Genomic DNA, 12,899 nt, shown 5'->3' with positions numbered 1-12,899 from the left:
ATGAGTGATTATAAAGATACCCTGAACCTACCTGAAACAGGGTTTCCAATGCGTGGCGATCTGGCTAAACGTGAGCCAGAAATGTTAAAGCGTTGGTATCAAGAAGATCTTTACGGCGAAATCCGTAAAGCCAAAAAAGGCAAAAAATCTTTCGTATTGCACGATGGCCCTCCTTATGCCAACGGTGATATTCATATTGGTCACGCACTGAATAAGATTCTTAAAGACATTATTATCAAATCGAAAACCTTATCTGGTTTTGACGCGCCTTACATCCCAGGTTGGGACTGTCACGGGCTGCCTATCGAATTGATGGTAGAGAAAAAAGTCGGCAAACCGGGCCAGAAAGTGACCGCGGCTGAGTTTCGTGAAAAATGCCGTGAATATGCAGCAGGTCAAGTGGAAGGCCAGAAAGAGAGCTTTAAGCGTTTGGGCATCATGGGTGAGTGGGATAAACCTTATCGCACCATGGATTTCGCCACCGAAGCGAACATTATTCGCGCATTGGGTAAAATTGCCGATAAAGGCCACCTGCTGAAAGGTTTCAAACCTGTTCACTGGTGTACTGATTGTGGTTCAGCACTGGCTGAAGCGGAAGTTGAATACAAAGATAAAGTGTCACCTTCGATTGACGTACGATTCAAAGCAGCCGATGAAGCGGCGCTGCTTGAAAAGTTCACGCTCGCGGCTGATCACGCCGGCCACGGTGAAGTGTCGATTGTCATTTGGACAACCACACCTTGGACCTTGCCAGCTAACCGCGCAGTCTGCTTACGTGATGATCTTGAATATGTTTTGCTGCAAATTGAAGCAGACGGTGAACGCTCTGCTGAACGCATTATCGTTGCGTCAGAACTTGCAAAAAGTGTCATGGATCGTGCTGGTATCAGTCATTACCACAATCTTGGTTTTTGCCGAGGCGCAGACCTTGAACTAATGTCTTTTAATCATCCATTTTACGCATTTACTGTGCCTGCGATTTTGGGTGAGCACGTAACTACTGAATCGGGTACTGGTGTCGTTCATACTGCACCTGGTCATGGTCAAGAAGACTTCGTGGTCGGTCAGCAATACGGCCTTGAAGTAGCCAACCCTGTCGGTTCAAACGGCGTATATCTAGCAGACACCGAGCTATTTGCTGGTCAACATGTGTTTAAAGCGAATGACTCTGTACTTGAAGTACTGAAAGAAAAAGGTGCTTTGTTGCACCACCATGCCTACGAGCATAGTTATCCTCATTGCTGGCGTCATAAAACCCCAATCATTTTCCGTGCAACACCACAATGGTTTGTTTCTATGGAGCAAGCCGGTCTGCGCGCCCAAGCTCTAGAATCGATCAAAGGTGTACAGTGGATGCCTGAATGGGGTCAAAGCCGCATCGAAGCAATGATTGAAGGTCGTCCTGAATGGTGTATTTCTCGTCAGCGTACTTGGGGTGTACCGATTGCGCTATTTGTGCATAAAGAGACGGCAGAACTTCATCCTAATAGCCCTGCGCTGATTGAAACAGTGGCGCAATTGGTAGAACAAAAAGGGATTCAAGCGTGGTGGGATGTTGACACTGCTGAGATCTTGGGCGAAGAAGATGTCAAGCATTACGAAAAAGTACTCGATACGCTGGATGTGTGGTTCGACTCTGGTGTGACTCACTACGCCGTTGTTGATAAGCGCGAAGAGTTCAATGGTCACGGTGCAGATCTGTACCTTGAAGGTTCAGATCAGCATCGTGGTTGGTTCCAATCTTCATTGATTTCATCGGTAGCAATGAAAGGTGCTGCGCCTTACAAACAAGTATTGACGCATGGCTTTGTGGTCGATGGTCATGGCCGCAAGATGTCAAAATCAATCGGCAACGTGGTTGCGCCAAAAGATGTCACCAATAAACTGGGTGCAGACATCCTGCGTCTATGGGTTGCATCGACTGATTACACTGGTGAAGTGGCGGTTTCTGACGAAATTCTAAAACGTTCGGCGGATGCTTATCGCCGTATCCGTAATACAGCACGTTTCTTCTTAGCCAACCTCAATGGGTTTAACCCAGCAACGGATATGGTTGCAGCTGACGAGATGGTGTCGCTGGATCGCTGGGCCGTAGGCCGTGCCTTTGCGGCGCAACAAGAAATTGTCAAAGCATATGAAGAGTATAATACGCATGGCGTGATCCAACGTTTGATGCACTTCTGCTCAATTGAAATGGGTTCGTTCTACCTTGATGTGATTAAAGATCGCCAATACACCGCTAAACAAGGTGCACATGCACAGCGTAGCTGTCAAACGGCGCTGTATTACATCGTTGAGGCTTTGGTTCGTTGGATGGCACCGATCATGTCATTTACGGCTGATGAAATTTGGAACGAAATGCCAGCGATGCAAGCTAATGGCGAGCCGCGTGAAAAATTTGTCTTCACGGGTGAGTGGTTTGAAGGTCTGTTTGGCTTAACTGAAGGCGAAGAGTTGAACAATGAATTTTGGGCAGAGATGCAAAAAGTTCGTAGCTCGGTGAACAAGTTGCTTGAAACCGCTCGTAGTGAAAAAATCATTGGTGGCTCATTACAAGCTGAAGTGGTGCTGTTTGCTGATGATGCTTTAGTGGCTCAGTTGAACAAGCTTGAAGATGAACTGCGTTTTGTACTGCTGACATCAAAAGCGATAGTGAAGCCTCTGGCTGAGAAAAGCGATGCGGCACAAGCAACGGAAACAACAGGTTTGTTTGTGTTGGTGAGCGCAACGGAAGCAGAGAAGTGCGATCGCTGTTGGCATCATACTCCTGACGTTGGCACTATCACTGGTCATGAAACTATTTGTGGCCGTTGTGTGTCGAACGTGGATGGTGAAGGCGAAGTTCGTAAGTTCGCTTAATAATATTGGGATTCAATATGGCAGAGCAGACGCTTACTTGGAAACAATCAGGAGTTCGCTGGCTATGGCTAGCGCTTCTGGTCTTTACCCTTGATGTCGGTATAAAGCTGATGGTCATGGATAACATGGGGTATGGTTGGGCAAATCGCATCGAAGTAATGCCTTTTTTTAACCTACTTTATGTACATAACTATGGTGCGGCATTTAGCTTTTTAGGCGATCAAGCGGGTTGGCAACGTTGGTTGTTTACCGCTATTGCCTTTGCTGTGACGGGGCTCCTCACTTACTGGATGAGTAAGCTGCCTGCGCAAGAGAAGTGGCATAATATCGCTTATGCCATGATTATTGGTGGCGCAATCGGCAACGTGTTTGATCGTATCGTGCACGGTTTTGTGGTTGATTATCTTGATTTCTACTGGGGCAATTATCACTGGCCAGCGTTTAACTTGGCTGACAGTGCTATTTGCCTTGGTGCAGCAATGATTATCCTTGATGGCTTTCGTAAAAAAGACGATGCGCACTCATAATGGCTAAAATAGTTGAATAACCCTAAGCGCTGTCTGTTGATTCAGGTGGCGCTTTTTGTTTACTCTTCATCTCTAAAAATACGGTGGCGATAGGCGTACTAAAAACGGGCATTTTTATGTCGTTATGGATGCCTTGTCTCCACACTAAAATAAATAAAGAGAAATTACGTGACGACAATAAAAGCAAACAGTGCGGTAACCCTACACTTCACCATTAAATTAAAAGATGGCTCTATTGCGGATAGCACTCATAATATGGGCAAACCAGCGAAATTGGTTATTGGTGATGGCAGTCTAAGCGACAATTTTGAGTTGTGCTTAATCGGTCTGAGTGCCGGAGAATCCAAAACCATTGAGTTAAAAGCTGAAGACGCGTTTGGTTTGTCTAACCCAGATAACATCCACCATATGGATCGCGCCAAATTTGCCGGTAATACTGAGGTGGAAGTTGGCACGATTATGGCGTTTAGTGGCCGCGATGGCTTAGAAATTCCTGGTATTATCACCGCTATTGCGGGCGATTCGGTAACGGTTGATTTTAACCACCCACTTGCAGGACAAGATGTCATTTTTGATGTTGAGATTTTGTCTGTAGAATAATTGGCAACTTGCGATAACCCTATTCAATGAGCAATGAAATGAAAATATTGTTAGCCAACCCTCGTGGTTTTTGCGCCGGTGTTGATCGTGCGATCAGCATTGTTGAACGCGCACTTGAGCTGTACCAGCCTCCGATTTATGTACGACATGAAGTGGTGCATAACCGCTTTGTGGTGGAAGGGCTGAAGCAGCGCGGGGCCATTTTTGTTGAGGACTTACACGAAGTACCTGATGACAATATTGTGATCTTTTCTGCTCATGGCGTTTCGCAAGCGGTGAGACTTGAAGCGAAAGCACGTGCATTAACCGTGTTTGATGCCACTTGCCCTTTGGTGACTAAAGTGCATATGGAAGTGGCTCGAGCCAGTCGCCGCAGTATGGAAGTAGTGCTGATTGGCCATGCAGGTCATCCTGAAGTGGAAGGAACCATGGGCCAATACGCCAGTAAAAAAGGCGGCATGTACTTGGTTGAAAAACCGGAAGATGTTGAATCGCTAAAAGCTATCGTTAAAGATCCGACTAATTTACACTATGTTAGCCAAACCACCTTGTCGGTGGATGAAACAGCCGATGTGATTGATAAGTTGCGTGAAGTGTTTCCCGATATTCAGGGACCACGTAAAGATGATATCTGTTACGCGACACAAAACCGCCAAGATGCGGTGCGTCAACTTGCATTGGATGTCGATCTGGTGGTGGTGGTGGGCTCGAAAAACTCATCAAACTCTACGCGTTTAAAAGAATTGGCGGAAAAGCTCGGAACGCCGGGTTACTTGATTGATTGCCCTGAAGATATTGATCCAACGTGGTTTGATGGTAAGAAAACCGTTGGCGTCACCGCAGGTGCATCGGCACCCGAAGCATTAGTGAATCAGATCCTAGATCGTATTAAAGAGCTTGGTGCTCAATCGGTTGAAGAAGTGCTTGGACGAGAAGAGAATATGTTTTTTGAAGTGCCCAAAGAGCTACAAATCAAGCAAATCGACTAGTCAATAAAAAGTATTTGAATTAGACGTACCAATAAAAGAAGAGGGGCTTCCAGATGGAAGCCCCTTTCTATAACGCAAGCGAAGCGTCATTCACACTATGCAGTTTCTGTGACTGCTTTCGGTTTTTCTTCATCGGTAAGTTCGATGTCGCCTTTACCTTTGGAGATTCTAATTACATATATGGTTACGGACAGTGAGAACAAAATACCGGCAATGGTTGATGCTTGCATCGGTAAGCCAAAGCCTAATGCACTGTTATTAAGAATGAAGGTGGCACAAACCGTGGTCATAAACATCGCGGGGATAGTCGCAATCCAATGCAGTTTGTTATGGCGTAGTAAATAGGCGGAAGCGGTCCAAAGCATCATTACTGCTGTGGTTTGGTTGGCAAAACCGAAGTAGCGCCAAATAATACCGAAATCCACTTGAGTGAGAATGGCACCCAAAACAAACAGCGGCAGTGCCATGAACAAGCGATTACGCAGCGTTTTTTGTTCCATATTGAAATATTCAGCCAAGATCAAACGGCTAGAGCGAAATGCAGTGTCGCCTGAGGTGATCGGTAGGATAACCACACCCAAGAAGGCGATGATGCCGCCAAACACACCTAATAAGCCAAAGGATGCGCTGTACACAACGTTACCTGGGCCGCCGTTTTTCACTGCTTCTGATAATCCTTCCAATGAGCCAAAGAAAGAGAGTGCAATTGCACACCAGATAAGTGCGATAATGCCTTCACCAATCATGGCACCGTAAAACACGAAGCGGCCATTTTTTTCATTTTCCATACAGCGAGCCATCAATGGCGACTGAGTTGCATGGAAACCAGAGATAGCACCGCAAGCAATCGTGATAAAGAGCGCTGGCCAAAGTGGTAGGTCGTTCGGGTTCATGTTGCTGAACATGTCGCTCATTTCAAAACCGCCCATCACAGTGTGTTCACTGGAAAGCGCAATCGCGGTCATTAAGCCAACCGACATAAAGATCAACAATGCGCCGAACAGTGGGTAGAAGCGGCCGATGATTTTATCGACAGGAACGATGGTGGCAAGAATGTAGTAAGCGAAAATGATCACCACCATTGAGGTCATGCTCACCGTTAGACTCGTTTGCTCGTTAATCAGATTGGTGATCATCCCCGCAGGCGCAGAAACGAAAACAACCCCCACAAGCAGTAACAGTACAATGGCAAAAATGTTCATAAAATGTTTGGCGCCATTGCCTAGGTAACGGCCGGTAATGGTGGGCACTGAAGCGCCGCCATTGCGTACCGACAACATGCCTGAAAAGTAGTCATGCACCGCACCTGCAAAAATACAGCCGATGACAATCCACAACATTGCTGCAGGACCATAGAGTGCGCCCATGATTGGGCCGAAAATTGGGCCTACGCCAGCAATATTAAGCAATTGTACCAAGTAGACTTTTTTGGTCGACATAGGAACATAGTCCACGCCATCACTCATGGTGTGGGCCGGTGTTTTACGGTTCTCGTTAATACCAAATACTTTTTCTACAAAAGCGCCGTAGATAAAGTATCCGGCCAGTAGGGCTGCGACACAGGTAAGAAACCACATCATAGCAATTGTCCTTTATGAATGAATTAAGCTCACTGTGGATAATAAAGGGCTCTGTGACGAGAAACATCTGCTTTTCCAGTGAGCGGCACTATAGCCAGTTAAGTGGCTATTTCACACAATAAGTGGTTTAGGGCTCGTCTCATCATCTGGATCAATAATGCTTTGCTGCTGGGAGGCAATGAGTGGCATCTTACAAGCAATCTGCTAGGCTAATTGAATGAAAATAAGAACTTAAGGACAACAATGAAAAAATTAAGTGTATTGTGCGCTGCTATATTGATGATTGGGTGTGCGGCCTCTGATGCTGAATTAGCACAAAACGGAGATTGGCAACAAATTGGTTATCAAGATGGAGTCACAGGTCATACTCAGCGCAGCTATAAAAAGCTTTCTGAGCTGGGTTTGGTGCAACAAGCCGATTACGAAGCGGGATACGTTAAAGGGCTAAGCGAGTATTGTAACCCCAATTTCGCCTATCAAATTGGATTGTCAGGACTATATTATGAAGGTGCGTGCGAAGGAACCGAGCAAGCACAGCGCTTTCGCATGGAATGGCAACGGGGTTGGAATGAGTTTTCTAATTAACCCACCTATTGATGGGTTATCCATTTAAGATATCGCTATTAGAGAAAATATATGCATGAAGAGTTTATTGCTTTAGCTATTGCAGCCATTGGCGTTCTTGGTTTGACGTGCCAGTGGTTAGCATGGAAGTTGCGTCTTCCTGCTATTTTATTTTTATTAATTGCGGGCATTGTCGTTGGTCCGTTGACTGGGTGGTTAGAACCTCAGCAGCTATTGGGAGAATTATTATTCCCTTTGATTTCTCTTGCGGTTGCGGTGATTTTGTTTGAGGGTAGCCTCACACTCAACTTCAAAGATATTCGCGGCGTCAACCACACTGTGTGGAGCATTGTGTCGCTTGGAGCCCTAGTTTCATGGGGAATAACCAGCGTTGCGTCGTATTATTTATTGGACTTTGATTGGTCACTTGCGCTGCTGTTTGGCAGTTTGACCGTAGTTACCGGGCCGACCGTCATAGTACCGCTGCTACGTACCGTGCGGCCAAATGCTCGACTTTCCAATATATTGCGCTGGGAAGGAATACTCATCGACCCGTTGGGTGCACTGTTTGTGGTGATGGTGTATGAGTTTATTATCTCTAGCAGTGAAGCGCATAGCTTATACGTTTTCTCTTTAATTATTGGTGTTGGTTTAAGTATAGGAGCGGCTGCTGGCCAAGCCGTCGCTGTCATATTGAAGCGAGGCATGTTGCCTGAATATTTACAGCCTTTTGCTGTATTGGCTGTGGTACTTGGCGTCTTTTCCGCTTCTAACGCCATCGAGTCAGAGTCTGGCTTACTGACGGTGACGGTGATGGGGATGTGGCTGGCAAATGCTAAAAACGTCAATATTCAGCATATTCTTCATTTCAAAGAAAACCTGACTATTTTGCTAATCACTGGCCTCTTTATCCTTTTGGCTGCACGCATCGAGCTGGCTGATTTCCAAGCATTAGGGTGGAGTGCATTGCTGTTGTTGGTGGTAATGCAGTTAGTTTCCCGTCCGATCTCCATTTTTATTGCAACCGTGCGCAGCTCATTATCTTTCAAAGAGAAAGCTTTTTTGGCTTGGGTGGCGCCTCGCGGTATTGTGGCTGCTTCTATTTCTTCTCTATTTGCTATTAAACTGACAGCGGCAGGTGTAGAGGGAGCGACACTATTAGTGCCTTTAACGTTTATGGTCATTATTGGAACGGTGATTTTACAAAGTGCGACGGCGCGTCCTATTGCAATGGCATTGAAGGTGGCAGAACCTGCTCCGCGTGGTTTTTTGATTATTGGTGCGAATGACGTCGCTCGAGCGCTTGGAAAGGCGTTTGCGAAATATGATTGTCGCGTTGTGCTCACCGATTCTAACTGGGACTACATTAGTCAGGCGCGAATGGCGGGGCTAGCCAATTATTATGGTAATCCGATATCAAGCCACGCCGATGAATATTTAGATTTGATTGGTATTGGTCATGTGGTTGCACTTAGCCCTGATAAGCATTTCAATATTATGGCTTGCATGCATTTTCTCAGTGATTTCGGTGAAAAACGCGTATTTTGTTTGAACGATCATGCCAATGACAATAGTAGCGATAAACACAAAGTGGCTCAGGAATATCACGGTTTATCACTTTTTAATGGTGAAGTGAGTTATAAAAAATTAGCCAGTTTGATCAACCAAGGTGCAGAAATTAAGCACACAAAACTGAGCGAAAGTTTCACCTACCAAGATTATCTCCAGCAGAACAAAGAACATTTTGTTTTGCCACTGTTTATGGTGAACGTCAAAGGCCGTATCCAGATGCACCATTCTATTCAGGAGTTTTTACCTACGGAAGGTGAAATAGTCGTCTCGTTGATCAAACAGAGCCAGAGCCACTAGTGGCTCTCGTGTTCACTTTCCATTGCCCGGCGAAGAAAACCATCAGACTCAGTCAATTTATCCATAGCTTCTGCATAACTTAACCCCGTCAAGTGCATCAATATCGCTACTTTTACATTGTTGTTGCTTTGGGCTAATAAGTATTCAGCCTCAGCGCGTTCACAGTCGGTTGCTTGCATCACAATTCGCACCGCTCTGGCGATGAGTTTTCGGTTAGTGGCCTTAACATCGACCATTAAATTTTGGTAACTCTTACCAAGACGGATCATGCTAGCGGTGGTGAGCATGTTGAGTACCAGCTTCTGCGCTGTACCGGATTTTAAGCGCGTTGAACCGGTCAGAGCTTCTGGCCCAACGACAGGGCTAATGGCTATTTGCGCCAATTCTGCAATCGGGGAATCCGGGTTACATGATAGGGCAATGGTTGTCGCGCCCAAATCATTAGCATACTCCAAGGCACCGATGACATAAGGTGTTCGCCCACTAGCGGCAATGCCAACAACCACATCTTGATCCGTAAAATGAATACTTTTGAGATCTTGAATGCCGAGTTCTGCGCAATCTTCCGCCCCTTCTTTAGCACTGAACATGGCCTCTTTCCCACCGGCAATCAAACCAATCACCATCTGATCGCTAACTCCAAATGTTGGAGGGCACTCTGATGCATCAAGAACGCCTAATCGGCCACTGGTTCCTGCACCGATATAGATTAATCGACCACCATGTTTGAAGGCATAGGTAACTCGATCCACGGCTAAGGCGATCTCCGGAAGGACTTTTTCGACGGCCAGCGGAACGTGCTTATCTTGTTGATTGAGCCGTTCTACAATTTCTTGTGCTGATAGTAAGTCAATATCCATTGTGTCAGGGTTGCGACCTTCGGAAATAAGGTGAGAAAGCGCAGAGAGCAGCGCGTCATTAGTCATACCATTCCTTACTTATTAATGAGTAAAATAGACCACACCCAACGAAGCGAGAGCGCTTGCTCCGGTTACTTCTGGTAGATTGCTGGGTAAATTATGCAGACGACGTTGAGCAAGCCAAGCAAAAGCCATCGCTTCCATGTAGTCACTATCCACCCCTTTATCGCTGGTGGGCATGATGCGCCAGTGTGCTAAATGGGCCTGCAAACGTTCAACCAATAGCGGGTTACGGGCACCGCCCCCACACAGCAGCAATTCCGGCGCTGGCCCACATTGGTAGTGTGCGACTTGCGTGACGATGGTGAGTGCTGTGTATTCACAGAGTGTACGTTGAACATCTTCTGCTGCTAACGAAAACTCAGCCAATATCTGCTGAAGCCAAGGGAGATTAAACAGCTCGCGACCCGTACTTTTCGGTGCATTCAACGCAAGGTACGGCTCTTGATTGAGGCGTTCGAGTAGTGGTTGGTGTACCTTTCCCGATCTCGCCCACATGCCATTATCATCAAATTTATGGCCTGTCTGTTCAAAGCACCACGCATCCATCAACATATTGCCCGGGCCCGTATCGTAGCCTAATACTTTTTGCTGCGGCCGCAGTACCGAAATATTAGCGATGCCGCCAATATTGAGTACTACAACGCTCGAATCGGTTGATTTGAAAATGGTGTCGTGAAATGCAGGGACTAATGGAGCTCCTTGGCCGCCGAGCGCCATATCTTTGCGACGAAAATCAGCCACCGTGTCGATGCCAGTTTTGCTGCTGATGATATTGGCATCACCGAGTTGCATCGTAAAAGGCGTATTACCGTTGGGTTGATGAAAAACCGTTTGGCCATGGCAGCCAATCGCGCGAATATCGCACGCTTGATAGCCTGATTGAGCCAGTAAAGCGATGACTGCATCAGCAAACAGATGGCCGAGCAAGTGGTCTAACTCGCCAATCTCTTGCACATTGGTTGATTGCCCAATACAGACATTCAGCAAACGCTGTTTGAGATCTTCTGGCATTGGGAAATCAGCGTGAGCCAATAAACGAATTTGGTTGCCATCCATTTCGACCAGCGCTGTATCGACACCATCCATGCTTGTGCCAGACATCACACCAATGTAGCGTTCAATGCTCTTCATTCGCTTCTCCTTCAACTCGAAAACAAAATCATTGTAATAGAAATTCAAAGCGAATAACCTCGTTAAATTAACTGTTTAAGTAAATTTTTGGAGTGAGCATGGGACCGTTGTGGCTAGATGTGGCAGGCTGTGAATTGAGCGCTGAAGACAAAGAGATTCTTGAGCATCCCACTGTCGGCGGGGTCATTCTTTTTGCGCGTAATTATCACGATAACGCGCAGTTGCTTGCGCTTAATAAAGCGATTCGCCATGCAGCAAAACGTCCGATTTTAATTGGTGTCGATCAAGAAGGTGGGCGAGTACAGCGTTTTCGTGATGGGTTTTCGCTTATCCCTGCCGCGCAGCAGTATGCCAAGCAGAATAATGGTGAAGCATTAGCTCGCCAAGGTGGCTGGCTGATGGCGGCGGAGTTGATTGCTCATGATATTGATCTCAGCTTTGCTCCTGTATTGGATAAAGGTCATGCGTGTAAAGCGATTGGTAATCGTGCTTTTGGTGATGATGTACAGAGCATCATTCGCCACAGTTCAGCCTATATGCAAGGCATGAAAGAGGCTGGCATGGCAACAACAGGTAAACACTTTCCCGGTCACGGCGGGGTAATCGCTGACTCGCATCTTGAGACGCCCTATGATGAGCGCAGCACGGTGATGGAAGAGGACATGGCGATATTCAAAGCGCAGATTGAAGCTGGAGTGCTCGATGCCATGATGCCTGCACATGTGATTTATCCTCACTATGATGATCAACCTGCCAGCGGCTCTGCGTTTTGGTTGAAGCAAGTACTTCGCCAGCAGTTAGGGTTCAAAGGATTAGTCTTTTCTGATGATTTAACAATGGAAGGGGCATCTGTCATGGGCGGGCCAGCCGAGCGCGCGCATCAATCGCTAGCCGCTGGATGTGACATGATTTTAGTGTGCAATCAACGCGCAGCTCAAATTGAAGTGTTGGATAATTTGCCGATTTTGGATGTGCCAGCGGCTGAGTCTCTACTCAAACGTCGTGCTTTTAATCTTCCTCAACTGCAAAGCACTGAACAGTGGAAGCAAGCTTCAGAAGCGATGAAACGACTGCTTGGTGAGTAAAAAAATGGCGCTGTGCGTGAAAGCTTCAGCGCCGTTATTTTCTATTCGTTGCGGTTAGTGAAAACCCAGAACTTCTTTTAAATTTTTTAGATAACGTCGGCTGACGGGCACTTTGTGATCACTAAGGGTGATGATTTCCGCTAGCCCATTGTCCAATAATTTGATCTCTTTAATGGCCCCAGTATTGATTAAATACTGGCGGTGACAACGAACCAGTGGCGTTCTTTCTTCCAAAATTTTGAGCGTTAGTTGGCTGGTGGCTCGTTGTAAATGGGTTTGCACATGAACACCACTGATGTCGCTCAAAGCAAACTCGACATCTTTGGTGGCAATGATCACAATTCGATTTAATCCAATGCAGGGAACTTGATCTAACCCTGCTGGTGATAAAATCGAAAAATCCTGCTTTTTGTGCCCTTGGCGAACTAAACGTTGCAGCGTTTTCTTTAAGCGCTCAGGGTCAACTGGCTTGAGTAGATAATCAAACGCATTTTCCTCAAACGCTTGCAGCGCATATTGATCATAAGCGGTGACAAACACCACATTGGGCATCGTATCTGGGTCAAGCATCCCTAGCAGCTCAATGCCAGTAACTTGTGGCATTTGGATGTCGAGAAACACCACGTCTGGCTTTAGCTGATTGATTTTTTTTAACCCTTCGATCGCATTACTGGCGTGACCAATCACATCAACATCGCCCGTCTCTTCTAGTAGCTCAGTCAGTTCTTCCCGAGCGAGCAGTTCGTCATCAATAACCAGTGCCGATAGCATG

At 46.4% G+C, this 12,899-nt stretch carries 11 protein-coding genes; 7 read left to right on the top strand and 4 right to left on the bottom strand.

Annotation, left to right across the window (positions count from 1 at the left end; genetic code table 11):
* The 4 genes from ileS to ispH all read left to right on the top strand — a co-directional run bounded on the left by ileS (position 1) and on the right by ispH (position 4,975).
* Positions 1–2,859: an isoleucine--tRNA ligase gene (gene ileS, locus NB504_RS00200; protein ID WP_258428058.1), complete on the top strand. Its 2,859-nt coding sequence runs from the start codon at positions 1–3 to the stop codon at positions 2,857–2,859.
* A gap of 17 nt (positions 2,860–2,876) precedes the next feature.
* Positions 2,877–3,386: a signal peptidase II gene (gene lspA, locus NB504_RS00195; protein WP_026028078.1), complete on the top strand. Its 510-nt coding sequence runs from the start codon at positions 2,877–2,879 to the stop codon at positions 3,384–3,386.
* 168 nt (positions 3,387–3,554) lie between these two features.
* On the top strand, positions 3,555–3,986 hold the full coding sequence (gene fkpB / locus NB504_RS00190) for an FKBP-type peptidyl-prolyl cis-trans isomerase (protein ID WP_013857554.1): 432 nt from the start codon (positions 3,555–3,557) through the stop codon (positions 3,984–3,986).
* A 26-nt stretch (positions 3,987–4,012) separates the two neighbouring features.
* Complete coding sequence (ispH, locus tag NB504_RS00185) at positions 4,013–4,975, top strand: 4-hydroxy-3-methylbut-2-enyl diphosphate reductase (protein ID WP_013857553.1); 963 nt, start codon at positions 4,013–4,015, stop codon at positions 4,973–4,975.
* Between the two features lie 95 nt (positions 4,976–5,070).
* On the opposite strand, the gene NB504_RS00180 is transcribed toward ispH, so the two are convergent.
* Entirely contained in the window at positions 5,071–6,555 is a 1,485-nt protein-coding gene (locus NB504_RS00180) for a carbon starvation protein A (protein WP_017046294.1), read from the bottom strand.
* A 243-nt stretch (positions 6,556–6,798) separates the two neighbouring features.
* Between NB504_RS00180 and NB504_RS00175 the strand changes: the two genes are divergently transcribed.
* A complete protein-coding gene (locus tag NB504_RS00175) occupies positions 6,799–7,140 on the top strand; it encodes a DUF2799 domain-containing protein (RefSeq protein WP_064624503.1) in 342 nt (113 codons plus the stop codon).
* Positions 7,141–7,191: 51 nt separating this feature from the next.
* Positions 7,192–8,988: a sodium:proton antiporter gene (locus NB504_RS00170; protein ID WP_258428057.1), complete on the top strand. Its 1,797-nt coding sequence runs from the start codon at positions 7,192–7,194 to the stop codon at positions 8,986–8,988.
* On the opposite strand, the gene murQ is transcribed toward NB504_RS00170, so the two are convergent.
* A complete protein-coding gene (murQ, locus tag NB504_RS00165) occupies positions 8,985–9,914 on the bottom strand; it encodes an N-acetylmuramic acid 6-phosphate etherase (RefSeq protein WP_258428056.1) in 930 nt (309 codons plus the stop codon). The genes NB504_RS00170 and murQ overlap by 4 nt on opposite strands.
* Before the next feature lie 15 nt (positions 9,915–9,929).
* Complete coding sequence (locus NB504_RS00160) at positions 9,930–11,042, bottom strand: anhydro-N-acetylmuramic acid kinase (RefSeq protein ID WP_258428055.1); 1,113 nt, start codon at positions 11,040–11,042, stop codon at positions 9,930–9,932.
* A gap of 98 nt (positions 11,043–11,140) precedes the next feature.
* Here NB504_RS00160 and nagZ point away from each other — a divergent pair, with 98 nt between their 5' ends.
* Positions 11,141–12,127 carry a beta-N-acetylhexosaminidase gene (gene nagZ / locus NB504_RS00155; protein ID WP_038220500.1) on the top strand — a complete coding sequence of 329 codons (987 nt, stop codon included), beginning with the start codon at positions 11,141–11,143 and terminating at the stop codon, positions 12,125–12,127.
* Between the two features lie 54 nt (positions 12,128–12,181).
* Here nagZ and btsR read toward each other — a convergent pair whose 3' ends face one another.
* Positions 12,182–12,898 (bottom strand): two-component system response regulator BtsR, encoded by a 717-nt coding sequence (btsR, locus tag NB504_RS00150; protein WP_096036096.1) that lies wholly within the window; start codon positions 12,896–12,898, stop codon positions 12,182–12,184.
* Between the last annotated feature and the right edge of the window lies 1 nt (position 12,899).

The organism is Vibrio sp. RM-69-4, assembly GCF_024743775.1.
Lineage (GTDB): Bacteria > Pseudomonadota > Gammaproteobacteria > Enterobacterales > Vibrionaceae > Vibrio > Vibrio anguillarum.
Note: the sequence above shows the minus strand (reverse complement) of the source record. Positions and strands in the feature narration are given on the sequence as shown.